We start from the raw sequence: 25,979 nt of genomic DNA, 5'->3' as shown, positions 1-25,979 counted from the left end.
TAACTCTCACAACTTGGATTAGCAGTCGAAGACAATAGCGACCCCGCTTGGCACTTTTCAGTGCCAGGTGGGGTCGTTTTTAACTCCGAGTCGGACAGCTTGAAAAAATTGCGGGGATGCTCGTGTGAATACGGGCTGCAGATGTGAAACTGTGCAAGTTTATGACGCTTTCAGGCCATTTTTTGAGCCATTTTTGACATAAATGCAGTCAGTAACTCGCATCGCCCTACCGATCCCGGCCATAAACGCAGTCAGCAACTCAAGGCAAACGAAAAAGAGCCTAGCTGAACGAGCCAGGAGCTCGTCGCCAAGCACTTTTAACGTAGCGGTTCCCTAATCACCGCTGTCACTGATCGTCTAGACCGAGAAGCCGAGAGCGCGCATTTGCTCGCGGCCTTCCTCTGTAATCATGTGTGGGCCCCATGCCGGGGACCAGACCCAGTTGAGGCGGAAGTCGCGGATACCCTCGACCTTCATGACCTCAGAGGCAGTCTGGTCGGTGAGCATATCGGTCAGCGGGCAGGCCGGGGACGTGAGTGTCATGAAGATAGCGGCAATGTCGCCTTCTTCAATCCAGATGTCATAAACCAGGCCCAGGTCCACGACGTTGACTCCGAGCTCCGGGTCAACAACCTCGTACATAGCCTCTTCAACCTGGATGGCGAGCTTGTTATCGGCTTCGGTCTGCTCCGGCGCCGGCGGGACGGTGATGGACTCGTACGCATCCCCCTCATCGATTGGAGCGCCAGTGGTCATGGTGTCCTCGTCGACAGCGTCAGGCTGTGCGGGCGAGGTGGCGTCAATAGCGTTTGGTTCAGTCATGGTGGTGGCCTTCCTCGTCAGCGGTAACAGTTACAGTCGCGGTACCAACGCCGTTGCCTTCAGCGGCGTTGGCCAGAGCCTCAGCGGTTGCGGCCTGGAAAGCTTTCCAACCGAGAAGTGCGCACTTCACGCGGGCAGGGTACTTAGAGACACCAGCGAAGGCAATCCCATCGCCGATAATGTCCTCATCGCCCTCAATCTTGCCTCGGGAGGTGACCATCTTCTCGAACTCGGCAAGCTTGGCCATGGCCTCGTCGACAGTCTTGCCGACAATCTCCTCAGCCATAACTGAGGTGGAGGCCTGTGAGATAGAACAGCCCACGGCGTCATAGGAGACGTCATTGACGACGGTGAGGTCGTCGTTCAGGGTGACGCGAAGCGTGAGTTCATCGCCACACGACGGGTTGACATGGTGCACTTCCGCGTTGAAAGGCTCCCGCAAACCCGCGTGCTGCGGATGCTTGTAGTGATCCAGGATGACTTCCTGGTACATCTGCTCGAGCTTCATGTCCCTCTCCTTTCTTAAAGTTACGGGGTGACACCGAAGAACTTCTGGGCGTGGCGCACTGCGTCGGCAAGCGCCTGAACGTCCTCTTCCGTGTTGTAGATGTAGAAGGATGCCCGGGCGGTCGACTGAGCGTTGAGAATCTGGTGAATCGGCCACGCGCAGTGGTGTCCGACGCGGATGCACACGCCCTGGTCGTCGAGAACCTGGCCAAGATCGTGCGGGTGAATGCCCTCGACCTTAAAGGACACAGCAGAGCCACGCTGCTCTGGGGTAGTCGGACCGATGATGGTCACGCCGTCAATTTCCTGCAGCTTTTCCAGCGCGAGCGCGGTCAGGCGGTGCTCATGAGCCGCCACCTTATCCATACCGATGGCATCCAAGTACTTCACCGCAGCACCAAGGCCGACGACCTGAGAAGTCATCATGGTTCCCGCCTCAAAGCGCTGCGGAGGCGCCGCGAAGGTGGTCTTCTCCATGGTGACGACCTCAATCATCGAGCCACCAGTGAGGAACGGCGGCAGTGCCTCGAGCAGTTCCCGGCGACCGTAGAGCGCGCCGACCCCGTTGGGGCCGAGCATCTTGTGGCCGGAGAACGCCAGGAAGTCCACATCGAGCTCCTTGACGTCGACAGGCATATGCGGCACCGACTGGCAGGCATCGAGGACTACCAGCGCTCCGACCTCGCGAGCACGGCGCACCATTTCCTTCACATCGGTTACTGCACCGGTGACGTTTGACTGATGGGTAAAGGCCACAACTTTGGTCTTCTCGCTGAGCTCCAGCGAGTCCATATCAATGCGGCCGTCTTCAGTCACGCCATACCAACGCAGTGTCGCACCAGTGCGGCGAGCCAGCTCCTGCCACGGCACCAAGTTCGCGTGATGCTCCAGCTCAGTGACGACAATCTCGTCACCCTCGCCGACCTGGTACTGACCTGCGCGGTCGTCGCCAAGCACGAATGCCACTGTGTTCAACGCTTCGGTGGCGTTCTTGGTGAAGACCAGCTCGTCATAGTCGGCGCCGATGAAGCCTGCAATGGCTTCGCGGGCATCTTCGTAGGCGTCCGTGGCCTCCTCAGCAATCTCGTAGGCACCGCGGTGCACCGGTGCATTGTGGTGGGTTAGGAACTCCACCTCAGCATCGATGACTTGCTTGGGGCGCTGCGAGGTCGCTCCGGAATCCAGGTAGACCAGCCGCTTTCCGTCACGGACAGTGCGCGACAGAATCGGAAAGTCCTCGCGGAGTGATGGGCTGAGTAGTTCGGCGTTAGGCATTGATGTACTTCTCGTAGCCGTGCTCTTCCAGCTCGTCTGCAAGCTCCGGGCCACCGGAGGTGATGAAGCGACCATCGTGGAAGACGTGGACGAAGTCCGGCTTCACGTAGTTCAGGATGCGCTGGTAGTGAGTAATGATCAGAATGCCGCCGTCGTTTTCGTCCTGGTAGCGGTTAATGCCGTCAGAGACAACGCGCAGAGCGTCGACGTCCAGGCCGGAGTCGGTCTCGTCCAGGATGGCGAACTTCGGCTTCAGCAGGTCGAGCTGCAGAATCTCGTGACGCTTCTTCTCGCCACCGGAGAAGCCCTCGTTGACGGAGCGCTCGGAGAACGACGAATCGATCTCCAGGTCAGCCATTGCCTCACGGACCTCCTTGACCCAGTGGCGCAGCTTCGGAGCCTCGCCGCGGACAGCGGTTGCTGCAGAGCGCAGGAAGTTGGACATGGACACGCCGGTGACCTCGACCGGGTACTGCATTGCCAGGAAGAGCCCAGCGCGAGCGCGCTCGTCGACGCTCATCTCCAGCACGTTTTCGCCGTCGAGGAGAATCTCGCCCTCGGTGACTTCGTAACGCGGGTGACCTGCGATGGTGTAGCTCAGGGTGGATTTACCAGAGCCGTTCGGCCCCATCACAGCGTGGGTTTCGCCGGAGTTGATCGTCAGGTTGACGCCCTTCAAAATCTCCTTGGGCTCGGCGGACTCGTCGGTCGGCAGCACCTGCGCGTGGAGGTTACGGATTTCCAAAGTGCTCATAGTGAAATCTTTTCCTTTAATCGGTGTAAGTGGCCTGTCCCCCGGTGCTACCGGGGTGACAGGGCGGAAATAGGGTGAGAAAGAAGATAAGCGGTTAGAAGCCAGCGGTGTTGAGCTCTTCGTCAACGAGCTTTTCAAGCTTCTCGCGAACGGACTCGACCGGAATCAGGTTGATGACCTCGCTGAAGAAGCCGCGAACCACCAGACGGCGAGCGGCCAGCTCCGGAATACCACGCGAGAGCAGGTAGAAGAGCTGTTCCTCGTCGAAGCGGCCAACGGTGGCAGCGTGACCAGCACCGGCAATCTCACCGGTTTCAATTTCCAGGTTCGGAACTGCGTCGGCACGCGCGCCCTCGGTGAGCAGCAGGTTGCGGTTGAGCTCGTAGGTGTCGGTGCCCGTAGCTTCTGCACGAATGAGCACGTCTCCCACCCACGCGGTGCGGGCCTCACGATGAGCGACATTCGGCTCGCCCTGCAGCGCGCCCTTGTACATTACGTTGGAGCGGCAGTTCGGCACAGCGTGGTCGACCAGCATGCGGTTTTCAAAGTACTGACCGGCATCGGCGAAGTACACGCCCAGCAGATCGACGTCGCCGCCGGGTGCCGTGAAAGCAACGCGCGGAACGATACGGACAACCTCGCCGCCAAACGTTGCGACAGTGTGGCGCAGCGTAGCATCCCGGCCGACACGAACGTGGTGCGCAGAGCCATGAACGGCATCTTCGTTCCAGTTCACCATGGTCACGACACCCAGCTTGGCGCCGTCGCCGATTACGAACTCGATGTTGTCCGCGAACGTGCCACTGCCTCGGTAGTTAATGACGCAGACGGCCTCGGCGTGAGACTGCACGTCAATGACGATGTGGCCGTAGGACACGTTGTCCTCGCCCGGACCATCGATGTCGATGACGACAGGCTCCTTGGACACCGAGTTCTTCGCGAAGGTAACGATGTGCGCATCGTCGAAGTTGGAGTACGCCTGTGCTGCCACGCGGTCCGTTGGGGCGCCGGCGCGACCAAGGCGCTCGTCGTCACGCTTAACGACGTCCACAGCGACGCCATCCTGACCAGCAGTCTCGACCGAAATGGAGGCTGCAACCGGCTCTGCTGCGGTGCCGTTGTGGAGACCGCGGAGCTTACGCAGCGGCGTGAACTTCCACTCTTCATCCTTGCCATGTGGCACGGCGAAGTCCTCCACGTTGAAGGATGAGAAAACGTCGCCCTTGTTCGCCAGCACGCGGCGGCTATGAGCAGCCTGGTTTTCGTTGTTAATCGTCGTAGTCATTGGTATTAACCGACCGAACCTTCCATCTGCAGTTCAATGAGGCGGTTGAGCTCGAGGGCGTATTCCATCGGGAGCTCCTTGGCGATGGGCTCGACAAAGCCGCGCACGACCATGGCCATTGCATCTTCTTCCTCGATGCCGCGGCTCATCAGGTAGAAAAGCTGATCGTCAGAGACCTTGGAAACCGTTGCCTCGTGGCCGAGGGTGACGTCGTCCTCGCGGACATCCACGTATGGGTACGTGTCCGAACGTGAAATCGTGTCCACCAGGAGTGCGTCACACTCGACGTTGGAGTGCGAGTGCTTGGCACCCTTGTTGACCTGCACCAGCCCGCGGTAGGCAGCGCGGCCACCGTTGCGGGCCACGGACTTGGACACGATGTTGGAGCTCGTGTGCGGAGCCATGTGCACCATCTTGGCGCCGGTGTCCTGGAACTGGCCCTCGCCAGCCATAGCCACGGACAGCACCTCGCCCTTGGCATGCGGACCGGTCATCCACACTGCCGGGTACTTCATGGTGACCTTGGAACCGATGTTGCCGTCAATCCACTCCATGGTTGCGCCCTCTTCGCACTTGGTGCGCTTGGTAACCAGGTTGTAGACGTTGTTCGACCAGTTCTGGATCGTGGTGTAGCGGCAGCGGCCACCCTTCTTCACGATGATCTCCACAACAGCCGAGTGCAGCGAGTCGGACTTGTAAATCGGAGCGGTACAGCCCTCGACGTAGTGCACGTAGGCATCTTCGTCGACAATAATGAGCGTGCGCTCGAACTGTCCCATGTTTTCCGTGTTGATACGGAAGTATGCCTGCAGTGGGATGTCCACGTGGACGCCCTTCGGCACGTAAATGAAGGAGCCGCCGGACCAGACTGCGGTGTTAAGAGCGGAGAACTTGTTGTCACCGGACGGAATGACGGTGCCGAAGTACTCCTTAAACAGCTCCGGGTGCTCCTTGAGAGCGGTGTCGGTGTCCAGGAAGATAACGCCCTGGGCCTCCAGATCCTCGCGAATCTGGTGGTAGACAACCTCAGACTCGTACTGAGCGGCGACACCTGCGACCAGGCGCTGCTTCTCAGCCTCCGGAATGCCGAGCTTGTCGTAGGTGTTCTTAATATCCTCCGGCAGGTCTTCCCAGGTCTGGGCCTGCTTCTCGGTGGAGCGAACGAAGTACTTAATGTTGTCGAAGTCGATGCCCGACAAATCCGCGCCCCAGGTGGGCAGCGGCTTGCGGTCGAAGATTTCCAAAGCCTTCAAGCGACGTTCAAGCATCCACTCCGGCTCGTTCTTCTTAGCCGAAATATCGCGAACGACCGCTTCAGACAGGCCACGCTTCGCGGAAGCGCCAGCGGTATCCGGGTCGTGCCAACCGAACTGGTAGGCACCAATGGACTCGATAATCTCTTCGTCAGTCTGCGGAGTGGCAGCCTTCGTGGATTCAGCCACGTCGGTGGAGTTCTCATGGGCGAGGGTCATTCTCCGCTCCTTTCTTGTGGCGATTCAGTAAGTGTCTTTGTTACGGGAGTGAGTGGGATATTCGTAGTGCAGATACCGTTTCCATCAGCGATAGTCGCCAACGGTTGGGTGTGCTGACCTAATAATTTACTAACGGCTTCATGCTCCGCCGCGCAGAGCTCCGGAAACTCGGAGGCTACGTGGCTAATTGGGCAATGGTGCTGGCAAATTTGCACGCCGCCAGTGTTCTGGTTGATAGTTGCCGCGTACCCGGCCCGTCGGAAAGCATCGACGACGGCCTCTACGACCTCTTCCTTCTCTGCGTCCTGCCCCACTGGCGTGACGCCGAGCAGAATGTCATCAATGCGCTGACGGGCAAACTGGGCAACTGCCTGCTCACCACCGGCCTTGCGCAGTGCGGTCAGAGCTGCACTGGCAAGATCGTCGTAAGCGTGCCCGAATCTAGCGCGGCCCCGATCTGTCAGGCGATAGGACTTTGCTGGCCTGCCTCGGCCCCGGGGGCCGGTGCTGGGTGCCGGAGCGGTTTCGGCAAGACCTTCGTCCACCAGAATGTCAATATGACGGCGGACGCCTGCAGCGGATAGTCCCAGGGTGTCTGCGATAAAAGTCGCGGACGCCGGGTTGTGTTCCAGAAGCAATTGGAGAATGCGCTTGCGCGTATCACCATCATTGACTGTCGGCTTCCGATCTGCCATGACTGGTGAGTCACCTCCTGCGATTGGACTGCTGGATAATAATGGGTGTCTAGGTGGCTCAGCGAGGCAAGTATCCCACTTGCGCCGCTGGTGTATTAGACAACATAATTGTGTCGTAATTGGGTCACAATGTCCAACGCATTTAAATATCAATGCAACGTCGCTGATTAGAACGCCCTTTCGGCGTGTCGAATCGTCTACTATGTGACCTTGTGAAAACTAACCGACCTACCCCGCGCCGCTCGTCCACCTTCGACGACGCTCTCGGGGTGCGTGACGCCATTCCGAAGATTGGTCTGGCCGGTTCTAGGTCGGCAACCCTCCACCAGGGCTCAGAACAGCCGCTCCAACACCGCATCAATTACCGCGAACTCCGACGCTTCACCTGGCTGCGTTGGCTGGGTGCTCTCGGGGCGGTCTTTATTATGGTCGCCGGGATCGGCGCAGGCGCGACACCGGTGGTTGGAAATGAGTTTTGGGGTACACCACTTGGGCTAATCCTCGGTCGAATGTTGGTGGCAACGACAATCGTCACCTTCGTGGGCATTGGCATGTTAGTCACAGCCTGGTTGGGTGTCGGCGCTTTCGTTCTGGCCGGTGCGCGGACTCGCGTCACCGCAGTGACTACTCCGATGCTCATACGCACCTACGCGGCATGGGTATTGCCCTTGATGTTTACCGCTCCCCTGTTTACGCAGGATATCTATTCCTATTTGGCGCAGGCTGCAATTGTGGAGCGGGGTATGGATCCCTACCTCGCAGGGCCTGTTGACCTATTGGGAGCCAACGACCCACTTGCCCGATCGGTGCCATTGATTTGGTCGCACTCTCCGAGCCCATACGGCCCCACAGCCCTCGCAGTGGCATGGGGTATCGCCAAAATAACCAGCGACGGGGTGATCGCTTCCGTCTTTCTGCATCGACTCGTCGCCATTGTTTCGCTTCTCGTGGTGTCCTGGGCGCTGGTGCAGCTTGGTCGCCGCTGCGGCGTTAGCTCTCAGTTCACGCTCTGGCTGGGCACGCTCAATCCGCTGGTATTGCTGCACCTGGTGGGCGGTATCCACAATGAGGCCCTGCTGCTGGCTCTCCTGCTCGTTGGTCTCGAACTGTGTCTGCGAGCTATCCACGGCCCTGCGCAATCGATGGTGCCCGATGAGCTGCCAGAACCCGGACCGATCGGACACGAGAACCAAAGCCGAGGTAGATCGTGGGCGCTGTATGCAGGCGGTATCGTGCTCATCAGCCTCGCCGGAATGGTCAAAGTCACCGGTTTCGTGGCGCTCGGCTTTGCCGGCATGTGGCTGGCCCGAAAGTTTGGCAGCACCTGGAAGGCCGTTGCTCTTTCCGCGGTAGTGACGGGCGCAATAACCGTCGTCACGGCAGTCGTTGTTTCCTTAGCAACTGGTCTGGGCTTTGGTTGGATCACCGCGCAGGGTGGCGCCGCAACGGTGCGCAGTTGGATGTCGTTGACTACCCTGCTCGGGATTATCGCTGGTTTCTTCGGCAGGCTTCTGGGGCTCGGCGATATCAGCGACAGTGCTTTGCTGTTTACCCGCGGCATTGGCGTAGTGCTGGTGGCTGCCTGGCTCCTGCGCATGCTGTTAGCGACGTTCCGTGGGCGCATTCACCCGCTCGGCGGCTACGGCCTCGCGATGTTCGCTCTAGTAATCCTCTTCCCCGTCGTGCACCCCTGGTACCTGCTATGGGCCATCGTGCCCCTGTCCGCTTGGGCCAACCGGGTACAATTTCGCATTGCCGTGGTTCTGTACTCGGCAATTTTCAGTTTTGTAGTACTACCACGCGGCCTGGGGTTGCCTCCGGGCACCGTCGCTCAGATTTACCTACTGGCGTTGGTATTCTTCGTCGCAGTCATGTTCGTCATCTTGGCGTACTCGACGCGATCTAAGGTATTTCGCCTTCATTAAAACTGTGAGATTAGACTGACTAACCGTGAATAACGCTGCCAATTCTCCTGCTCTGCGCCTTGAGAACGTAACGAAGAAATTCGATGACGTTGAGGCTGTATCAGACCTTTCGCTTTCCCTGGATCGAGGTAGGGTTCTTGCGCTCCTCGGCCCCAACGGTGCTGGTAAGACCACAACCGTTGAAATGTGTGAGGGCTTCATCAAGCCGGATGAAGGGCGAATTCGCATTCTTGATCTCGACCCGGTCACTCAAACCACAGCACTGCGCAGTCGCATTGGCATCATGCTCCAGGGCGGAGGTGCCTACCCCGGTGTTCGCGTTGGCGAAATGCTGAACCTCGTTGCCAGTTACTCCGCAAACCCGCTGGACACTGATTGGCTCCTTGAAGTCGTTGGCCTAGAACGCCATCGTAAGACGAACTACCGCAGGCTCTCTGGCGGTCAGCAGCAGCGACTGTCGCTCGCATGTGCCCTGGTCGGACGCCCGGAGCTTGTGTTCCTCGACGAGCCGACAGCAGGCCTCGATGCTCAGTCCCGTCTAGCCGTCTGGGATCTCATCTCGTCGCTGCGCCGTGATGGGGTCACCGTGGTCCTGACAACGCACCTCATGGACGAGGCCGAATCGCTTGCCGACGACGTTGCGATTATCGACCGGGGCCATTTAGTTGTGGCCGGTACCACCGAGGAGATCACTAGCGCAGGCGCATCGGCTCTCCAGGGAACGTCGTCAAGCACTGCTATGAAGATCAGCGTTCGAGGCAGCCTTGACTTCGAAGAGGTCAACCGCAACTTCAGCGAGTCCGGTCTTCCACAGCGTCTGCAGCGTTCTGGCGGTGGAGAGTTTTCCCTGATTGGTGAGGCTTCACCGCGCGCCTTGACTGTCTTGGCGCAGAGTTGCGAGCAGCAAGAGGTGCTGATCACCTCGATGAATAGGGCGACGCAATCGCTTGAAGATGTCTTCTTGCAGATCACTGGAACGGAGATGAGGAGCTAATGACTACCGCACCGAGGTCTGATGCCTCCCGCTTTGCGAAGGGCACTTTCGCCCCAGCGCCACAGCGTTCGGACATGGCGAAGTTGGTCATGTCGCAGGCGTGGTTGGAGACGAAGCTCTTCTGGCGACACGGTGAGCAAATGCTCCTCACCATCATTATCCCGTTGGCGATGCTCATCGGCCTGGTGATGGTGCCGGTGTTGGAGCTCGATGATCCGCTCGAGCGTATCTTCCCCATGGTGCTGGCGATTTCCGTCATGTCTGCAGGGTTTACCGGGCAGGCAATTGCCGTGGGCTTTGACCGCCGTTACGGAGCCCTGAAGCGCATCGGTGCCTCAGGTGTGCCACCCTGGGGCATTATCGCTGGCAAGATTGTGTCGGTCTGCACCACCGTCACGTTGCAGTACGTACTGTTTAGTCTCGTGGGGCTCTCCCTTGGCGCAGAGCTGTCGATTGGCGGCTGGCTGCTGGCTTATGTGGGGATGCTTCTGGGAACGTTCGTCTTTACCTCATTGGGCTTGCTCATGGGCGGTACGTTGGGAGCCGAGCTAATCCTAGGTCTGGCCAACCTGATCTGGTTCATCCTCATTGGTGCTACTACGTATGTGGCCGTCGCGCCATCGTTAGATGACATCAGCTCTGTACTGCTACACCTCTTGCCGTCCGTCGCGCTTACCGACGTGATCTCCGCGGCATTGGCCATGTCCGTCCATTGGTCAGCTATCGGGGTGCTAATCGCATGGGGTGTCCTTGGCGCTGCACTGGCGGCTCGCTGGTTCCGTTTTGATATGCCGAATGACTAGGAATCTGTCGGGAAATCTGCATAGAAAAGCGCAGCCCAACGCAGGGGTTTCGCTTATTACCATTTTCCGCCAGCATGGGTAGAATTTCTTAATGTGAATACTGCAGATCGAAGTTTGCCCCTATCGTTTTTGCCGCTGACACCAATCGGGCGCCAGAAGCTCTATGCCCTGCTGGTTTTGATTGCACAGGCGGCAATTGCGGTAACCGGTTCTATCGTCCGTGTTACTGGTTCAGGTCTCGGTTGTGCTTCGTGGCCTGAATGTCACCCAGGCAGCTTCGTTCCTGTCGCGGGGGAAGCAGAAATGCTCCATCAGATTATTGAGTTTGGCAACCGGCTGCTCACCTTTGTGCTGGTTGCTCTGACACTTCTGCTCTTCCTTTCGGTTATGCGTGTCGGTCGCCGTCAGGAAATAAAGTTGCTGGCCTTCCTCAACGGTCTCGGCGTTATCGTCCAGGCTGTTATCGGCGGTATCTCCGTTTGGGTTGACCTGAAGTGGTACGCCGTAGCGCTGCACTTCCTGCCTTCGATGATTCTGGTCTGGCTCGCTGGCATGCTTTTCGTCAAGATTTCGGAGCCTGACGACGGCACTGCTACCCGCATGTACCCGCGCTATCTGCGCTATCTGGCTGCCGCCTCCGGCTTGGCCCTGACGATGACGCTGATTACCGGAACTATGGTCACCGGTGCGGGACCACACGCTGGAGATGCTTCGGTGCTCCCGGAGGATCGCCTCCAGCTACCGATTGTTGACCTGGCACATATCCACGCTGGTTTTATGTACCTCTACCTTGGCCTGGTTATCGGCCTCATTTTCGGTCTGCTGGCCTCGGAAGCCTTTGCACCTGTGCGTAAGGTTGCCATCGCACTCGTTGTGTTCATTTTGGCTCAGGGCGTAGTTGGAATGATTCAGTATTGGTCCGGTGTACCGGAGGCATTGGTGCCGGTTCACGTTGCCGGATCTGGTATCTGCACCGCTTTGACTGCAGTACTTTTCCAGCACGGTTACCGCACTGTCGGTGGGAGCGCAGAAGTCACTGGCTCGCTTGAAGGCGATGCGGCTGCCGCCACTGTTGCTTCGGAGAAGAACGTCGAGGTTACCGCGTAGCTAGCTGCCGGTCAGCGGCTGTGTTAACGACTGTGGTTACCGGCCGTTGATTCCTTCTCGAACCGCCTAAACACGCGCTTTGGTTGTGCGTGTTTAGGCGGTTCTGCTGTCTGCTCGGCTCCGTGTGCTCGGATGTGCGTTTCCCAGTGGCTAGCGGGCTGCGCGGGCGGTGCGGGCTGCGCGGGCGGTGCAAGGGGGCGGTCTGCCCACTTATCGATCCGAGTTACTGACTATGTTTATGACAGAAATCGCGCGAAAAATGGCCTGAAAGTGTCATAAACTCGCACAGTTTCACATTTGCAGCCCGTGCCCATCTCCACACACAAAAAGAGGCCCTTCCCGCAACCGGAAAGGGCCTCTTCAAAGGAGCTCAGCAGCTGCCCTAGAACATGCTCGAAATTGTCTGCAATCCGAGTACGGCATCGAGAGAAAGCGCCACACAGACGATAGACAAGTAGTTGTTCGACATGAAGAACAGCTTCATCGGCTTGATCTTGCCACCGGTCTTAACGTGGCGGTGCAGGTCAATGGCGCCCCACAGGAACCAGGCACCAGCGCCAACGGCGCCAATCAGATAGATCCAACCCGCGTACGGAACCAACAGCAGAGTGGTAATCACGGTCGCGGCGGTGTAGTAAATAATGCGCTTGGAAACGACGATTGCCGGCTTGACCACTGGCATCATCGGCACGCCAGCGGCCTTGTAGTCCTCCTTGTAGCGCAGGCCCAATGCCCAGGTGTGCGGCGGAGTCCAGAAGAAGATAAGCAGGAACAGGATGAATGCCTGCCACCAGTGAGCCAGCCCCGTAATCTCCGGGTTGTTGTCAGTGATCACGGCCCAGCCGACCATCACCGGCATACACCCCGCAGCGCCACCCCAAATTACGTTCTGATCAGTACGGCGCTTCAGCCACAACGTGTAGACGAAGATGTAGAAGGCAATCGTAATCAGAATGAAAACGGCGGCCAGCAGCGAGTTACACAGCAACCACAGCCATAGGAACGACGCAATCATCAAGACAGTGCCGAAAATCGCTGCCGCTCGACGGCTAACCTGGTTGCGCGCGAGCGGGCGACGGCGAGTACGGCGCATCTTCTGGTCAATGTCGTAATCCATGACCATGTTGAAGGTGTGCGCAGCCGCTGCACCCAGCCAACCACCGAACAAGGTGAGAAGAATCAGTCCAACGTGAACATGACCGCGATCAGCCTGAAGCATTGCGGGAATGGCCGCGACGAGCAGGAGCTCGATAATTCTTGGCTTAGTCAGTGCAATATACGCCTTGACTGTTTCCAACAAAGCAATGTCCCTTTCACGCGCCATAAACAAACCCCCCGTTTACAGATAGTCGGATGTAACGGTCGGAAAGTTCCCGACGAGTTTTTCCGCAAAATTAAATGAGGGGCAGGCAATCAGTTTACCGGTAATCATAACGGTTCCAATAATGACCGTCGTAAAGCATGTGCGGCGCGCCCTCTGAGACTTATCTCTCAGCTATTCGGCCTGGTTTGAACCCGGAGCGCGCAATCCTAGTTAGTATGGAGGAGAATTTTACTAATCCATTTGGATACTAGGAGTCATTCACGTGACACTGTCGACTGAGCATGAAGCACGGGTTGTGCGCAACTACCCCTCGGACTGGTCTGACTTGGATACGAAGGCCGTTGATACGGCCCGTGTGCTGGCCGCAGACGCCGTTGAAAAGGCAGGTTCGGGGCACCCCGGCACTGCGATGAGCCTCGCGCCGCTGGCTTACTCTCTTTACCAGCGCGTTATGCGCCATGACCCGAAGGATACGAAGTGGATCGGCCGTGACCGTTTCATTCTCTCCTGTGGTCACACCTCCCTGACGCAGTACGTCCAGCTCTACCTCGGCGGTTTCGGCCTGGAGCTCGATGACCTGAAGGCGCTGCGTACGTGGGACGCTCTCACCCCGGGTCACCCGGAGTACGGCCACACTGACGGCGTGGAAATCACCACTGGCCCGCTGGGTCAGGGGCTGGCGTCGGCCGTCGGTTTTGCCATGGCTTCGCGACGGGAACGTGGGCTGTTCGACCCGGAAGCTGCTCCGGGTGAGTCTCCGTTCGATCACTACGTGTACGTCATCGCTTCTGATGGTGACGTTCAGGAGGGTGTCACTGCCGAGGCCGGCTCGCTGGCCGGCACTCAGCAGCTGGGCAACCTGATTGTCTTCTGGGATGACAACGGCATCTCCATCGAGGACGACACCACCATTGCTTTCACCGAGAATGTCGCGGACCGCTACCGTGCTTATGGCTGGCAGGTCATTGAGGTTGACGGCGGCGAGGACGTCGCGGCACTCGAGGCTGCTGTCGAGGAGGCCAAGAAGGATACGGAGCGTCCGACCTTCATTCGCGTTCGCACTGTGATCGCTTACCCGGCTCCGACGAAGATGAACACCGGCGCGTCGCACGGTGCTGCTCTTGGTGGCGAGGAGATTGTCGGCATCAAGGAAGCTCTCGGCTTCGATACCGACAAGAGCTTTGACGTCGCTGACGAGGTCATTGAGCACACTCGCAAGCTAGTTGAGCGCGGCGCTGAGGCTCACGCACAGTGGCAGGTCAAGTTCGACGAGTGGGCTGCGGCTAACCCGGAGCGCAAGTCTCTGCTGGACCGTCTGACCGCTGGCGAGCTGCCGGAGGGCTTCGACGCTGAGCTGCCGACCTGGGAGCCGGACGAGAAGGGTGTTGCTACCCGCAAGGCTTCTGAGGCCGCGCTGCAGGCACTGGGCAAGACCCTGCCGGAGCTGTGGGGTGGCTCGGCTGACCTGGCTGGCTCCAACAACACCGTCCTGAAGGGCGAGCCGTCTTTCGGTCCGAAGTCCATCACCACCGGCACCTGGACCACTGACCCGTACGGCCGCAACCTGCACTTCGGTATTCGTGAGCACGCCATGGGCTCGATCCTCAACGGCATTCTGCTCCACGGTGGTACCCGTCCGTACGGCGGCACCTTCCTTATCTTCTCGGACTACATGCGTCCGGCTGTCCGCCTGGCATCGCTGATGGGCATCTCCCCTATTTATGTCTGGACCCACGACTCCATTGGTCTGGGCGAAGACGGTCCGACGCACCAGCCTGTTGAGCAGCTGGCTTCGCTGCGCGCTATCCCGGGTGTGTCCACTGTCCGCCCGGCTGACGCTAACGAGACCGCTCAGGCTTGGGCCGCTGTTCTTCAAGGAGAGGCAGGCCCGAAGGCTCTGGCTCTGACCCGCCAGAACGTTCCGGTCCTGGAAGGCACCAAGGAGAAGGCCGCTGAGGGCGTCCGTCGTGGTGCGTACGTGCTTGTCGACGGCGCCAAGGAGACCCCGGACGTCATCCTGATGGCTACCGGTTCGGAAGTTCACCTAGCTGTCGAAGCTGCTGACAAGCTGGCTGAGGAAGGCGTCAGCGCCCGCGTTGTCTCCGTTCCGTGTCTTGACTGGTTCGAGCAGCAGGACGATGCCTACCGCGAGCAGGTTCTGCCGAAGTCCGTCCGCGCTCGTGTCTCGGTTGAGGCCGGTATTGCAATGCCGTGGTACCGCCACCTGGGTGATGCTGGTCGCGCTGTCTCCCTGGAGCACTTCGGTGCATCGGCTCCGTACAAGGAGCTGTTCGAGAAGTTCGGCATCACAGCAGAGGCTGTTGTCGATGCCGCCAAGGAGTCCATCGAGGCTGCTAAGTAAGTTTGTTAAAACCTGGCGCTCTCGGCCGTTGTCGGGACGGGATTTGTGAAAACCGAACCGAGCTCCGGTAGCGCCAGTATTGTTTGTGGCGCACAGTAGTTTAAAGACACACAGTATTTAGAGAAGTCTTTAGACAACGAAGCGGTATAGACAGAAAGGCGTTAAACACTATGGGAAACACCACGATGGAAGCACTCGCCAAAGTAGGAACCTCGGCGTGGCTCGACGATCTTTCGCGCCAGCGCCTCACCTCGGGCGATTTGAAAAATCTTATTGAAGAGCTTCGGGTTGTCGGTGTCACTACTAACCCGGCAATCTTCTCTTCGGCGATGACCGCCGGTGAGGATTACGACTCTCAGCTGGCGCAGCTCACTGCGGAGGGTGCGAACCCGGCAGATGCTGTGTTCGCGATGGCAATCGACGACGTCCGCGATGCCTGTGACCTTTTCGCTGGTGTATCCAAAGAAACCGACGGTGTCGATGGCCGTGTTTCCATCGAGGTCGATCCTCGCTACGCCGACAACTACGAGGCCACGATTGCGCAGGCCCGTAAGCTCTGGGAGCGCGTCGGCAAGCAGAACGCGATGATTAAGATTCCGGCGACCGATGCTTCCCTGCCGGCTGTCACCCAGGCTCTGTCCGAGGGAATCTCGGTAAACGTCACCCTGATTTTCTCGGTGGAGCGTTACCTGCAGGTCATTGATGCGTTCATCGAGGGCATTGAGCGTGCGAAGGACAACGGCGTGGACCTGGCTTCGGTTCACTCTGTTGCGTCGCTGTTTGTTTCTCGCGTTGACACCGAAATCGATGCTCGCCTGGACAAGATCGGCTCCGAGGAGGCCCTGGCTCTGCGCGGCAAGGCTGGTCTGGCCAATGCCCGTGCAGCTTACGCCAAGTTCGAGGAAACTTTCTCGGCGCAGAATATTCGCTGGGCACAGCTGGAAAACGCCGGTGCTAAGCCGCAGCGCCTGCTGTGGGCTTCGACCGGTGTGAAGAACCCGGCTTACCCGGACATCCTCTACGTCACTGAGCTGGCTGCACCGCAGACTGTGAACACCATGCCGGAGAAGACGCTGCGTGCTGCCGGGGGCTTCGAGGGCGAGGTTCGCGACGCCGTCAGCGGCCAGGGGGAAACAGCCAATGCCGTTATGACTCAGCTCAGCGAGATTGGCATCGACCTCGATGACGTCTTCGCTGTCCTGGAGCGCGAGGGCGTGGAGAAGTTCGTGGACTCCTGGCAATCCCTGCTTGAGTCGATTGCACAGCGCATGGAGCAGCTGAAGTAAGCCTGCTGATTATCTATGTGCCTGTTGGTAGTGGCTGCGTTTCTGGCTGGCGCCAGCAGGTCGCCTGGCGATCCGAGTTACTGACTGCGTTCATGTCAAAAACGGCCCGAAAAATAGCCTGAAGGTGTCATAAACTTGCACAGTTTCACATTTGCAGCCCGTAACTTTTGGGGTTGTCAGTTTCGGTTCGCCTGTTGTGTTACTTAACCCGCATTTTCAACGTTGGACATGAAAAAGCTCCCCGCGCAGGGGAGCTTTTTTGATGGAGCTAGGACGCGGCGAAGGTGGGACGCACAGAGGGCAGTGGGCGTTTGTCTTCCTTTAAAGCCCAGGCCATCACGAACGCAGAGATTACGGCGATGATTGAGGCAAAGATCGGCACAGCCGGCCAGGGGGCACCCGGTACGGAGTCGGTCACGTCCAGCAGATAGCTGAAGAGGAAGAGCGTGGCCAGGGCCAGGCCAATGGTAATTGATCCTGCACGAGTGCCCTTCGCGCCGGCGACGGTGCCGACTGCGGTGCTCGCCACGGTAGCCATGAGGAAGCTCAAGAAGACGCACAGCGCGGTGAGCAGAACTGTGGTGTAGTTTTGCCCGGAATCCTCAATCATGTACAGCTCCCCGTTAGTGTCCGGAAACAGGGCCGGTCCGGAGGTGACAATGAAGCTATCGAATCCGCGGTAGTAACCGGACTTGTTCTGTTCGATGACCATCGCCGTGACGATGAAGGCGGCAGCCACCAACGATGTGCCCAAGATTGCGATGATTGCGGAGCGTACCCAGCGGGCGGTGCTCACGCCGTAGTCACGCAGGGTGACCGAACGCCGGGCTGTGATGAGGAAGAGGATGCCCAGCGCGATAATGCCAAGCAAGGTGTTGCCGGTTCCGCTGCCTACGAGCATGCGCCCGAAGGCCGAGTACAGGATGGCCACGGCGGCAACACCGAGGAAGGTTTTCTTGTTGGTCGCGATGAAAGCTCCGGTGCTCATTTCTTGCTCCGTTCGATGTAGGAGGAGGTGCTTGCGAGGTCGATGAGGGCCGCGGGGTCGAGGTAGCTCACCTCAACGCCGAGGGCGCGGGCATGCGCAGCGGCAGACGAACTGAGCTCTGTAGCCAGGATTGCCTCGCAGCGCTCGCCGAGGGTTTTCTTAGCGAGCACTGGGCCGGCCACCTGCGCCACGAGATCCGTAGGGCCTCGCAGCACCGGATGGCTAGCGCGCAGCTTATCGACGTCATAGGGCCCGTACGCATCCTGCTTGTGGATGACAATCAAGGTGTCGACTAGGCCGGCTAGATCCTGGGAGTGCTGCGAGGTGACCACAATGTTGGCCGATTCGGCCGAGTCGATAAGCATGCCGCGCAATGTGGCGCGGTGCTCGACATCGAGGCCGTTGAAGGGCTCGTCGAAAAGCAATGCTTCCTTGCCCGATGCCAGGGTGGCAGCGGCGATGAGCAGCTGGCGCTGGCCCAGGCTGAGCTTTTTGATAGGGGTGTCAGCGGGGAAATCGAGGAGGGACTCCGCGTGGGGCACATCGAGCTGATCCCAGCCGGTGCGCAGGATCTGGAAATATTCGCGCGGGGTGGCACCGAAGACCTGGGTGTCGGGTGCAGCCTTCGCCAGGGCCGCCGTAGGCATCTGCGCGAGGGTACGCAGGTAGTAAGTCTTGCCGGCGCCGTTGGGGCCAATCACGCCGTAGATGCTCATTTCTCCTCCTCCAGCATGGCGATGATGTCGTGGAGCGTGAGGCCGAGAATGCCGGCCTCCGCTTTTAACGGCTCGATGTAGGTGCGCTGGAACGCTTCACGACGCTCAGCGCGAATGCGCTCACGGGCATCTGGAGTGACAAACATTCCGAGTCCTCTTTTCTTCTCCACAAGCCCCACCATCGACAGTTCCGTCATGGCCTTGGCGGCCGTGGTTGGGTTGACCTGATAAAACTCCGAGAGCTCCTTGGTTGAAGGGGCACGATCCTCAGCCGAGAGCTCCCCGGACAAAATCATTGATTTCAGATCCTCGGCGATCTGGACGTAGATGGGCCGAGGGTCCGCCTCCTTCGCCTGCATATACACCTCCGTGGTTTATGGGTATACCACCTAGGTCATAAACCTAAGGCAGAAGAAAGGGACCCGTCAAGGCCCCATCGGAGGAATCGGAAACGATTCCACCGGACTTTTCTCGATATGACATTATGTAAACCGTGAGTGATTCTCTGCAACGCAACGATTCGAACTCCCCTACTGCCAGCTCTCCGCACAACGGAGACGACAGCACCAACCACGACGGATACATCAACCCGCTGCGCGACCCACAGGATAAACGCTTGCCGCGTATTGCGGGCCCGGGCGGCATGGTGATTTTCGGAGTGACGGGCGATCTGGCCCGAAAGAAGCTTCTGCCTGCCATTTACGATCTGGCCAACCGCGGTCTGCTGCCTGCCTCCTTCGCGTTAGTTGGCTACGGTCGTCGCGAATGGTCGAAACAGGACTTTGAGGATTATGTGCGCACCGCAGTGGAACAGGGCGCCCGCACAGACTTCCGTGAGAGTGTCTGGCAGCGCCTGGCTGAGGGCATTCACTTTGTCACCGGTACCTTCACCGATGACGAGGCCTTCGATCGCCTGGCCGCACAACTTGAGGAGCTCGATCGCTCCCGCGGCACCGCTGGCAACTGGGCCTACTACCTGTCCATTCCGCCAGCTAACTTCCCCGATGTCTGTCATCAGCTCGATCGTTCGGGGCTGGCGCAGTCGGGCGAGGATTATTGGCGTCGCGTGATTATTGAGAAGCCATTCGGACACGACCTAGCCTCCGCTCAGGAACTCAACCGGATTGTGAACTCGGTCTTCCCAGAAGACGCTGTGTTCCGCATCGACCACTACCTGGGCAAGGAAACCGTCCAGAACATTCTGGCCATGCGTTTTGCCAACCAGTTGTTCGATCCGATGTGGAATTCTCACTACATTGACCACGTCCAGATCACCATGGCCGAGGACATTGGTTTGGGCGGTCGCGCTGGCTACTACGACGGTATTGGTGCAGCTCGTGACGTGATTCAGAACCACCTACTCCAGCTCCTGGCGCTGGTGGCAATGGAAGAGCCCATCGCCTTTACCCCGGAAGAGCTGCAGGCGGAAAAGATTAAGGTTCTGCGTGCCGTCGAGCCAGTGCGTCCGTTTTCGAAATACACCGCTCGTGGCCAGTACACGGCGGATTGGCAGGGCAGCAACTTCGTGCCGGGATTGCGCGATGAGGAAGGCTTCGACCCCGAATCCACGACCGAGACCTACGCCGCCTGTACGCTGCAGATCAACTCCCGTCGCTGGGCCGGTGTCCCCTTCTACCTGCGCACCGGCAAGCGCCTCGGCCGCCGCGTCACTGAAATTGCGCTGGTCTTTAAGTCCGCACCTCACCTGCCCTTCGCAGAGACAATGACTGCCGCTCTCGGCCAGAACGCAATGGTCATCCGTGTTCAGCCAGACGAAGGCGTGCTCATGCGCTTCGGCTCGAAGGTCCCGGGCTCGGCCATGGAGGTGCGCGATGTCAACATGGACTTCTCCTACTCCGAGGTGTTTACCGAGCAGTCGCCAGAGGCCTACGAGCGCCTGATTCTGGATGCGCTTCTCGACGAGGCCAGCCTCTTCCCCACCAACGAGGAAGTCGAGCTGTCCTGGAAGATTCTTGACCCCATCATCGAGTACTGGGCCAAGCGCGGTCGTCCCGAGGGCTACCCCGCAGGTTCGTGGGGGCCTTCCTCCGCTGACCACATGCTCGAGCGCGACGGTCGCGCTTGGCGACGGCCATAGGTTGCCGACCTCTCAGTTCTTAAGAATTTTCTGACAGAAAGAACACTTTCATGATTGTCAATTTGCCAGACACTGACACCGCGAGCATTGCTCGTCAGTTGGTGCAGCTTCGAGAGCAGGGCGGCATCGTTACCACGGGCCGTGTCCTCACCCTGATTGTTTTGGCCAAAAGCGAAGACGACCTGGAAAACATTATTTCCACGGTCAACTCCGTTTCCCGCGAGCACCCATCCCGTGTGCTGGTATTGGTCTCCGATGATCCACGCCTGGACAATCGCCTTGACGCGGAGCTCCGCGTCGGTGGTGATGCCGGTGCCGCTGAGATCGTCGTTATGCACATGTCCGGAGAGATTGGTCAGCACCACAGCTCTGTGGTGACTCCCCTGCTGCTGCCGGATACGCCGGTCGTGGCGTGGTGGCCTTCTGAGGCGCCGCAAGTCCCAGCGGCGACACCAATCGGCCGAATTGCCCAGCGCCGTATCACCGATTCACTCTGTGACCCGAATAGCAACGCTATCTACACGCGCCGTACGGGCTACACGCCCGGCGATTCCGACCTGAGCTGGTCGCGGCTGACGAACTGGCGCGGTGTGTTGGCATCCGCTTTCGACTTGCCGCCGCACTCGCCGGTGACCTCCGTGTCCATCTACGGCCCACAGGACTCGCCATCGGTCGAGGTCGCCGCCGGATGGTTGGCAGATCGCCTGGGGCTGCCGGTCAACCGTTACTCCACCGGTGAGAAGAAGATTCCGGTGGACGAAAAGGGCCGCGCCAAGCCACCGGTGACCTCCGTCGCCTTTGAGCGTGAAAATGGCCAGACTTTGCGCATCGATATTGAAAGCGCCACCACTGCATCGGTCACCAACGGAGAAAAGCCCCCGTTCAAGGTTGCAGTATCGCGTCCAACACGCTCCGAATGTTTGGCAGAGGAGCTGCGTCACCTCGACCACGATACTGCCTACGGACGTGCCCTGCGTGGCCTCAGCCAGATTCACACGGTGGGAATGCAACCTCCGACGTCCACAACAACTAGCTTCGCTAACGAACCAGGAGTCTCTGACAAGTGACCACCGATAACGCGTCGAATACCGTCCCTGCCCCTCAGTTCCACCGCGCCGCTGACCAGGCGGGTATCGTCGAGGCTGCACGTCAGCGCTTCATCGATGCGGTTGTCGCCGTCCTACATGGCAACGCCTCTCCGGTCACCGATGACGGTTTCGTACGCGTCGTTCTCACCGGTGGCGGCGCGGGTACCGCTTTGCTCAGTGCGCTTGCCGACGATTCCGGAGACATCGACTGGAACCGAGTCCTGGTGTTCTTCGGAGATGAACGTTTTGTCGCTGCCGACTCGGCAGATCGCAATGCGTTGGCTGCTCGTAAGCGTCTCTTGTCCCCTGTCGGCGTGCCGGAGGAAAACATCTTCGAGTTTGCCGCTGCCGACAGCGGCGTGACCACCACGGAGGCCGCCGAAAGCTACGAAGCGATCGTTCGGGAGAAGGCTCCAAATGGCTTTGACCTTCACCTTCTCGGTATGGGCGGAGAGGGACACATCAACTCGATTTTCCCACATACCGCAGCGCTGGCTGAGCAGGAACGCTTGGTCGTGGACGTGCATAACTGCCCGAAGCCACCGCCGACCCGCATCACGCTGACGATGCCGGCCATCGCCAGCTCTCAGCGTGTGTGGCTACTTGTAGCGGGCGGCGAAAAGGCTGAGGCAATTGCAGCTATCGCTCAGCAGGACGACCCAGCGCAGTGGCCGGCGGCCGGGGTTCGCGGTGTTCAGGAAACCGTTGTCTTTGTTGACGATGCTGCGGCTGCGCAGCTCTAGGCTTCCGCTTCACCGCTAACAGCCCAGAACCAGCAAATTCCCGTCGATAAGCGAAATGCTATCGACGGGAATTTTTATTGCTTAAAGGGGCTCATCGTAAAAATGAGTGTATTTTGGTTCGGAATCCGCCGGTGTCCAGCAGTGCTCTGGTGATGTAGTGGGTGAGGTTGCGGAAGCCTAGGGCGGTACCGCGCAGGTGTTCGATTCTGCCGTTGATGGCTTCGGTGGGACCGTTGCTGGTGCCGATATGATCGAAGTAGGCCAAGATGTCATCAGCCCGGCGTTTCATCGTCCGGCCCAACGTCTGCAGCTCTTTGAGCGTGTTGGGGACCCCGTGGCTGATGGAAGCAATGAGTTTGCGGAACCGTTTTTTGGCTTGCTTCTTGTTGGGGTTGCGGTAGGCGGCGACAATCTTTTGGTAGATGTCATAGGTGGTCTTGACCGGGGCATGGTCCGGGTTGGCAAACACGGCATCCCGGCGGGCTTGTTGTTGTTCGGTCAGATACTCTTTGCCGGTTTTTAGCACTTTGCGGATCCCATACAATGGGTCCCCGTTGCGACCACGCCGGCTCAGGGTGGCTTGTTGGATGCGTTGTCGAACCTTATCCACGGCCTGACCGGCCAGGGCCACCACATGGAAGGGATCCATGACCGTGGTGGCCTCAGGCAGGGTTTCAGCTGCTGCGGTTTTATACCCGGTGAACCCATCCATGGCCACGATCTCAATGCCGGCCCGAAACGCGCTGGTTTGCGCTTCTAACCAGGTGATGAAGGTTTGTTTGGACCGGCCCGGGACCATATCCAATAACCGTGCCGGGCCTGTGCGGTCTGCCACGGGGGTCAAATCGATGACCACGGTGACATACCGGTTACCCCAGCGGGTGTGGCGCCACACGTGCTCATCGACCCCCAACACTCTGACCCCATTGAGCCGGTTGGGATCGTCAATGAGCAACCGCCGACCCGTGGTCAGCACCGCGTCGTTGGCGGTATGCCAGGACACGCCCAGATTGGCCGCCACCCGGGCAATGGATAACCGGTCGATGACTACCGATTTCAACGCCCACAACGCGGCAGCATGCGAGAGTTTGGCCTCCGGAGCCACCACGGATGTGGTGTCTTGTTGCCAGACACGGGCACAGGTATCGCACCGGTAGCGGCGTAACCGCACATGCAAGTGGGTGGGCCGCCAACCCACCGGCACATGCGTGACTTTGCGCACCACACTGCCTCGCACTGTGGCTTCAGCACCGCAATGCCGACAGAACTGATCGGCCTCCACGACTCGACATTCCAGCACGGCTTGCTCGGCGGTGACGTGTTGACCGGTCACGGTGACGCCGGAATTGCTCAGCAGGCAAAAGGCATCAAGATCTGGGCGCGAGAAGGTAAGCTGGTGCATGTCGAGGTCTTTCTTCAGATGTGTGGTTTCGTCACTTCCATCTTCGGAAGACCTCGACTCTTTTTACGCCTTCAACACACCCCGATCACCAAACCCATCTACACCCAAAATTCCGAAGAGCCGGATATCTCGTGGGGGTTTCCTACACCCACTGGGCGGTTTTTGATATCAAACCCGAAACCGATATCTACTGGACGGCCGCCGATATCGGCTGGGTCACCGGGCACTCCTATATCGTCTACGGGCCGCTGGCCAATGCGACCACCTCGGTGCTGTATGAGGGCACCCCGGATACTCCGCATCGGGGGCGCTGGTGGGGAGATCGTGCAGAAATACGGCGTGACGATTCTGTACTGTGCGCCCACCAGTATCCGTACGTTCATGCGCTGGGGTCGCGATATCCCGGCCGAATATGACCTGTCGTCGCTGCGGTTGTTGGGCAGCGTGGGTGAACCGATCAACCCCGAAGCGTGGATGTGGTACCGCGAGCACATCGGGGGCAATAACGCACCGATCGTGGACACCTGGTGGCAGACCGAAAACGGCCATATTCTGATCAGCCCGCTACCCGGGGTGACCGCCACGAAACCCGGGGCCGCGATGCGCGCCCTGCCCGGCATTACGGCCGATATCTATGACGAAGCCGGCGTTCCGGTAGAACCCGGCAACGGTGGCTATCTGGTGATCACCGAACCGTGGCCCGGCATGCTGCGCACCCTGTGGGGCGATGAGGAACGGTATCAGAAAACCTACTGGTCACAGTACCCTGGCGTATATTTTGCCGGTGACGGCGCGAAATTCGATAAGGACGGCGATATTTGGGTCCTGGGCCGGGTCGATGATGTGCTCAATGTTTCCGGGCACCGGATGTCGACGGCAGAAATTGAATCGGCGTTGGTCGCCCATGCGATGGTTGCTGAGGCCGCTGTGGTCGGGGCCCAAGATGAAACCACCGGGCAGGCGATCGAGGCGTTTGTGATTCTGCGCGAAAGCGCTCAGCAACTCGACGACGCCGTCGGGGTCCTGCGTGATCATGTTCGTGCCGCGATCGGACCGATTGCGACACCGCGATCAATCACCGTGGTCACTGACCTCCCCAAGACCCGCTCGGGTAAGATTATGCGCCGTCTGCTCAAAGATCTCGCCGAAGACCGCGAGATTGGTGATACCACAACCTTGGCCGATGCTTCGGTCATGGAGACTATCCAGCAGCAGGTTCGCGCCGCTCGGGCCCAATAGCGCTTACCCCAGTTCGACGAGCACCACCCCCGCCATGATCAGCACCAGTCCCAAGATCATGCGCGGGGTTAACGGCTCTTTCCAGATGATCCGCGCCAGCACTGCGATGAGCGCGACACCGATAGCTGACCAGATGCCGTAGGCAATGGCCACCGGCATGCCGTAGGAGATAGTAACCGCTAAGAAAAAGAAAGCGAGCCCGTAGAACACCACGAGTGGCAGGATCCAGATTTTCTTCCGAAAGCCATCCGAAGCACGCAGACTCAGGGTAGCGATAATTTCAGAAACGATCGAAAAGGACAGAAACAGCCAGCTCATGATTCCAACACCTCAGCTTTGCCTGGATCGCGCTGGCCGGTTTGGACAATGAAGACGCCGGCCATGATGGTGACAATGCCGATGATCGCCGTTAAGCTGAGCGTTTCATGGAATAACACGGCACCCAGAACCGCGACCAGGGCAACTCCGGCTGCTGCCCAAATTCCATAGGCAATGCCGATTGGAATACCTCTTCCCAGGGCGAGTCCCAAGAGGGTGAAAGCAATGATGTATCCGATGACCACCCCGATGGCATAGAGCGGTTGATCAACGGCTGCACGCAGGCACATGGTGCCAAGCGCCTCGGCAACAACCGCCCCGATCAGTAACAGCCAGCTTTTGAGCATGTGGGATTTCCAACTTCCGTAATGAGTCCGGGCTTACTCTATCAATCGCGTCCGACCACTTCAACACACCCCGATCACCAAACCCATCTACACCCAAAATTCCGAAGAGCCCTTAAAGGCCTGCGGTGGGGCGTGCTGCGTGCGGAACCTACCAGCCGAAAGTATTGAACAGCAGCAACAGGACAATGCAGAGCAACCAGATAATCACGGTCACAATAGTGACGCGGTCAAGGTTCTTCTCCACCACAGTCGAACCGGACAGATTCGACTGCATGCCGCCACCAAAGAGGCTGGACAGTCCGCCACCCTTACCCTTGTGGAGCAGGATGAACAGCGTCATCAGGATGGATGTGATGACCAGGACAATCTGAATGGCGAGGTACACGCGCACTTCCTTTTGAAACGTCGCTTCTTTAAGAACTCCAACTA

General features: G+C 58.9%; 24 protein-coding genes and 1 pseudogene. 10 read left to right on the top strand and 15 right to left on the bottom strand.

The window, feature by feature from the left end; translation table 11 throughout:
• Nucleotides 1–357: 357 nt before the first annotated feature.
• From QP982_RS04140 to QP982_RS04110, 7 genes are all read right to left on the bottom strand, one after another.
• Complete coding sequence (locus QP982_RS04140) at nucleotides 358–822, bottom strand: metal-sulfur cluster assembly factor (protein ID WP_038625394.1); 465 nt, start codon at nucleotides 820–822, stop codon at nucleotides 358–360.
• Nucleotides 815–1,330: a Fe-S cluster assembly sulfur transfer protein SufU gene (gene sufU, locus QP982_RS04135; protein WP_284870236.1), complete on the bottom strand. Its 516-nt coding sequence runs from the start codon at nucleotides 1,328–1,330 to the stop codon at nucleotides 815–817. Before sufU ends, QP982_RS04140 begins: the two co-directional genes overlap by 8 nt.
• A gap of 20 nt (nucleotides 1,331–1,350) precedes the next feature.
• Nucleotides 1,351–2,604 (bottom strand): cysteine desulfurase, encoded by a 1,254-nt coding sequence (locus QP982_RS04130; RefSeq protein ID WP_284870235.1) that lies wholly within the window; start codon nucleotides 2,602–2,604, stop codon nucleotides 1,351–1,353.
• Nucleotides 2,597–3,358, bottom strand: coding sequence for a Fe-S cluster assembly ATPase SufC (sufC, locus tag QP982_RS04125; RefSeq protein WP_016422752.1), 762 nt, complete (start codon nucleotides 3,356–3,358; stop codon nucleotides 2,597–2,599). The genes QP982_RS04130 and sufC overlap by 8 nt, the downstream gene beginning before the upstream one ends.
• A gap of 94 nt (nucleotides 3,359–3,452) precedes the next feature.
• On the bottom strand, nucleotides 3,453–4,643 hold the full coding sequence (gene sufD / locus QP982_RS04120; RefSeq protein WP_070438417.1) for a Fe-S cluster assembly protein SufD: 1,191 nt from the start codon (nucleotides 4,641–4,643) through the stop codon (nucleotides 3,453–3,455).
• Between the two features lie 5 nt (nucleotides 4,644–4,648).
• Nucleotides 4,649–6,115 (bottom strand): Fe-S cluster assembly protein SufB, encoded by a 1,467-nt coding sequence (gene sufB, locus QP982_RS04115; RefSeq protein WP_016422750.1) that lies wholly within the window; start codon nucleotides 6,113–6,115, stop codon nucleotides 4,649–4,651.
• Nucleotides 6,112–6,810: a helix-turn-helix transcriptional regulator gene (locus tag QP982_RS04110; protein ID WP_048734176.1), complete on the bottom strand. Its 699-nt coding sequence runs from the start codon at nucleotides 6,808–6,810 to the stop codon at nucleotides 6,112–6,114. The genes sufB and QP982_RS04110 overlap by 4 nt, the downstream gene beginning before the upstream one ends.
• 185 nt (nucleotides 6,811–6,995) lie before the next feature.
• Here QP982_RS04110 and mptB point away from each other — a divergent pair, with 185 nt between their 5' ends.
• The 4 genes from mptB to QP982_RS04090 all read left to right on the top strand — a co-directional run bounded on the left by mptB (nucleotide 6,996) and on the right by QP982_RS04090 (nucleotide 11,639).
• Complete coding sequence (gene mptB, locus QP982_RS04105) at nucleotides 6,996–8,735, top strand: polyprenol phosphomannose-dependent alpha 1,6 mannosyltransferase MptB (RefSeq protein ID WP_049193480.1); 1,740 nt, start codon at nucleotides 6,996–6,998, stop codon at nucleotides 8,733–8,735.
• Nucleotides 8,736–8,760: 25 nt separating this feature from the next.
• The gene (locus QP982_RS04100; RefSeq protein WP_070547106.1) at nucleotides 8,761–9,729 is read left to right on the top strand and encodes an ABC transporter ATP-binding protein; all 969 of its coding nucleotides are present in this window, start codon (nucleotides 8,761–8,763) and stop codon (nucleotides 9,727–9,729) included.
• Nucleotides 9,729–10,532 carry an ABC transporter permease gene (locus QP982_RS04095; RefSeq protein ID WP_070549503.1) on the top strand — a complete coding sequence of 268 codons (804 nt, stop codon included), beginning with the start codon at nucleotides 9,729–9,731 and terminating at the stop codon, nucleotides 10,530–10,532. The genes QP982_RS04100 and QP982_RS04095 overlap by 1 nt, the downstream gene beginning before the upstream one ends.
• A 93-nt stretch (nucleotides 10,533–10,625) precedes the next feature.
• Nucleotides 10,626–11,639, top strand: a complete 1,014-nt coding sequence (locus QP982_RS04090) for a COX15/CtaA family protein (RefSeq protein WP_016422745.1) — start codon at nucleotides 10,626–10,628, stop codon at nucleotides 11,637–11,639.
• 382 nt (nucleotides 11,640–12,021) lie between these two features.
• Here the strand turns inward: QP982_RS04090 and QP982_RS04085 are convergent, their stop codons facing one another.
• Nucleotides 12,022–12,936, bottom strand: a complete 915-nt coding sequence (locus QP982_RS04085; protein WP_172954651.1) for a heme o synthase — start codon at nucleotides 12,934–12,936, stop codon at nucleotides 12,022–12,024.
• A 289-nt stretch (nucleotides 12,937–13,225) separates the two neighbouring features.
• Here QP982_RS04085 and tkt point away from each other — a divergent pair, with 289 nt between their 5' ends.
• Nucleotides 13,226–15,325: a transketolase gene (gene tkt / locus QP982_RS04080; protein ID WP_070854076.1), complete on the top strand. Its 2,100-nt coding sequence runs from the start codon at nucleotides 13,226–13,228 to the stop codon at nucleotides 15,323–15,325.
• 170 nt (nucleotides 15,326–15,495) lie between these two features.
• Nucleotides 15,496–16,611: a transaldolase gene (gene tal, locus QP982_RS04075; RefSeq protein WP_284870234.1), complete on the top strand. Its 1,116-nt coding sequence runs from the start codon at nucleotides 15,496–15,498 to the stop codon at nucleotides 16,609–16,611.
• 268 nt (nucleotides 16,612–16,879) lie between these two features.
• On the opposite strand, the gene QP982_RS04070 is transcribed toward tal, so the two are convergent.
• The 3 genes from QP982_RS04070 to QP982_RS04060 are packed head-to-tail and all read right to left on the bottom strand — an operon-like array spanning nucleotide 16,880 to nucleotide 18,674.
• Nucleotides 16,880–17,599, bottom strand: a complete 720-nt coding sequence (locus QP982_RS04070; protein ID WP_284870233.1) for a hypothetical protein — start codon at nucleotides 17,597–17,599, stop codon at nucleotides 16,880–16,882.
• Nucleotides 17,596–18,315, bottom strand: a complete 720-nt coding sequence (locus QP982_RS04065) for an AAA family ATPase (protein WP_069358692.1) — start codon at nucleotides 18,313–18,315, stop codon at nucleotides 17,596–17,598. The genes QP982_RS04070 and QP982_RS04065 overlap by 4 nt, the downstream gene beginning before the upstream one ends.
• Nucleotides 18,312–18,674 (bottom strand): GntR family transcriptional regulator, encoded by a 363-nt coding sequence (locus QP982_RS04060; protein ID WP_016422738.1) that lies wholly within the window; start codon nucleotides 18,672–18,674, stop codon nucleotides 18,312–18,314. The genes QP982_RS04065 and QP982_RS04060 overlap by 4 nt, the downstream gene beginning before the upstream one ends.
• Nucleotides 18,675–18,808: 134 nt before the next feature.
• Here QP982_RS04060 and zwf point away from each other — a divergent pair, with 134 nt between their 5' ends.
• The 3 genes from zwf to pgl are packed head-to-tail and all read left to right on the top strand — an operon-like array spanning nucleotide 18,809 to nucleotide 22,244.
• Complete coding sequence (zwf, locus tag QP982_RS04055; RefSeq protein ID WP_016422737.1) at nucleotides 18,809–20,413, top strand: glucose-6-phosphate dehydrogenase; 1,605 nt, start codon at nucleotides 18,809–18,811, stop codon at nucleotides 20,411–20,413.
• A 50-nt stretch (nucleotides 20,414–20,463) separates the two neighbouring features.
• Nucleotides 20,464–21,480: a glucose-6-phosphate dehydrogenase assembly protein OpcA gene (locus QP982_RS04050; protein WP_016422736.1), complete on the top strand. Its 1,017-nt coding sequence runs from the start codon at nucleotides 20,464–20,466 to the stop codon at nucleotides 21,478–21,480.
• On the top strand, nucleotides 21,477–22,244 hold the full coding sequence (gene pgl / locus QP982_RS04045) for a 6-phosphogluconolactonase (RefSeq protein ID WP_016422735.1): 768 nt from the start codon (nucleotides 21,477–21,479) through the stop codon (nucleotides 22,242–22,244). Before QP982_RS04050 ends, pgl begins: the two co-directional genes overlap by 4 nt.
• A 91-nt stretch (nucleotides 22,245–22,335) precedes the next feature.
• Here pgl and QP982_RS04040 read toward each other — a convergent pair whose 3' ends face one another.
• Nucleotides 22,336–23,646: an ISL3 family transposase gene (locus tag QP982_RS04040; RefSeq protein WP_070439683.1), complete on the bottom strand. Its 1,311-nt coding sequence runs from the start codon at nucleotides 23,644–23,646 to the stop codon at nucleotides 22,336–22,338.
• A gap of 122 nt (nucleotides 23,647–23,768) precedes the next feature.
• On the opposite strand from QP982_RS04040, the pseudogene QP982_RS04035 reads away from it, so the two are divergent.
• A pseudogene (locus QP982_RS04035) lies at nucleotides 23,769–24,885 on the top strand (AMP-binding protein); the annotation flags it as partial.
• 3 nt (nucleotides 24,886–24,888) lie between these two features.
• Here QP982_RS04035 and QP982_RS04030 read toward each other — a convergent pair.
• From QP982_RS04030 to secG, 3 genes are all read right to left on the bottom strand, one after another.
• Nucleotides 24,889–25,203 (bottom strand): DMT family transporter, encoded by a 315-nt coding sequence (locus QP982_RS04030; protein WP_035757985.1) that lies wholly within the window; start codon nucleotides 25,201–25,203, stop codon nucleotides 24,889–24,891.
• On the bottom strand, nucleotides 25,200–25,550 hold the full coding sequence (locus QP982_RS04025) for a DMT family transporter (RefSeq protein WP_035757987.1): 351 nt from the start codon (nucleotides 25,548–25,550) through the stop codon (nucleotides 25,200–25,202). Before QP982_RS04025 ends, QP982_RS04030 begins: the two co-directional genes overlap by 4 nt.
• Before the next feature lie 148 nt (nucleotides 25,551–25,698).
• Entirely contained in the window at nucleotides 25,699–25,935 is a 237-nt protein-coding gene (gene secG, locus QP982_RS04020; protein WP_005510775.1) for a preprotein translocase subunit SecG, read from the bottom strand.
• Between the last annotated feature and the right edge of the window lie 44 nt (nucleotides 25,936–25,979).

Source organism: Corynebacterium sp. MSK019, from assembly GCF_030232425.1.
In the GTDB taxonomy this organism is placed as follows: Bacteria; Actinomycetota; Actinomycetes; order Mycobacteriales; family Mycobacteriaceae; genus Corynebacterium; species Corynebacterium jeikeium_D.
The sequence above is the reverse complement of the archived record's forward strand: the minus strand, read 5'-3'. Positions and strand labels throughout refer to the sequence as shown.

What these genes read in the sequence shown, in the direction of transcription:
- sufD (WP_070438417.1), bottom strand. Translation starts at nt 4,643, where the DNA reads ATGACTACGACGATTAACAACGAAAACCAGGCTGCTCATAGCCGCCGC.
- QP982_RS04065 (WP_069358692.1), bottom strand. Translation starts at nt 18,315, where the DNA reads ATGAGCATCTACGGCGTGATTGGCCCCAACGGCGCCGGCAAGACTTAC.
- QP982_RS04030 (WP_035757985.1), bottom strand. Translation starts at nt 25,203, where the DNA reads ATGAGCTGGCTGTTTCTGTCCTTTTCGATCGTTTCTGAAATTATCGCT.
- QP982_RS04070 (WP_284870233.1), bottom strand. Translation starts at nt 17,599, where the DNA reads ATGAGCACCGGAGCTTTCATCGCGACCAACAAGAAAACCTTCCTCGGT.
- QP982_RS04050 (WP_016422736.1), top strand. Translation starts at nt 20,464, where the DNA reads ATGATTGTCAATTTGCCAGACACTGACACCGCGAGCATTGCTCGTCAG.
- QP982_RS04140 (WP_038625394.1), bottom strand. Translation starts at nt 822, where the DNA reads ATGACTGAACCAAACGCTATTGACGCCACCTCGCCCGCACAGCCTGAC.
- sufB (WP_016422750.1), bottom strand. Translation starts at nt 6,115, where the DNA reads ATGACCCTCGCCCATGAGAACTCCACCGACGTGGCTGAATCCACGAAG.
- QP982_RS04130 (WP_284870235.1), bottom strand. Translation starts at nt 2,604, where the DNA reads ATGCCTAACGCCGAACTACTCAGCCCATCACTCCGCGAGGACTTTCCG.
- QP982_RS04040 (WP_070439683.1), bottom strand. Translation starts at nt 23,646, where the DNA reads ATGCACCAGCTTACCTTCTCGCGCCCAGATCTTGATGCCTTTTGCCTG.
- QP982_RS04025 (WP_035757987.1), bottom strand. Translation starts at nt 25,550, where the DNA reads ATGCTCAAAAGCTGGCTGTTACTGATCGGGGCGGTTGTTGCCGAGGCG.
- QP982_RS04095 (WP_070549503.1), top strand. Translation starts at nt 9,729, where the DNA reads ATGACTACCGCACCGAGGTCTGATGCCTCCCGCTTTGCGAAGGGCACT.
- tal (WP_284870234.1), top strand. Translation starts at nt 15,496, where the DNA reads ATGGGAAACACCACGATGGAAGCACTCGCCAAAGTAGGAACCTCGGCG.
- QP982_RS04060 (WP_016422738.1), bottom strand. Translation starts at nt 18,674, where the DNA reads ATGCAGGCGAAGGAGGCGGACCCTCGGCCCATCTACGTCCAGATCGCC.
- sufC (WP_016422752.1), bottom strand. Translation starts at nt 3,358, where the DNA reads ATGAGCACTTTGGAAATCCGTAACCTCCACGCGCAGGTGCTGCCGACC.
- QP982_RS04110 (WP_048734176.1), bottom strand. Translation starts at nt 6,810, where the DNA reads ATGGCAGATCGGAAGCCGACAGTCAATGATGGTGATACGCGCAAGCGC.
- sufU (WP_284870236.1), bottom strand. Translation starts at nt 1,330, where the DNA reads ATGAAGCTCGAGCAGATGTACCAGGAAGTCATCCTGGATCACTACAAG.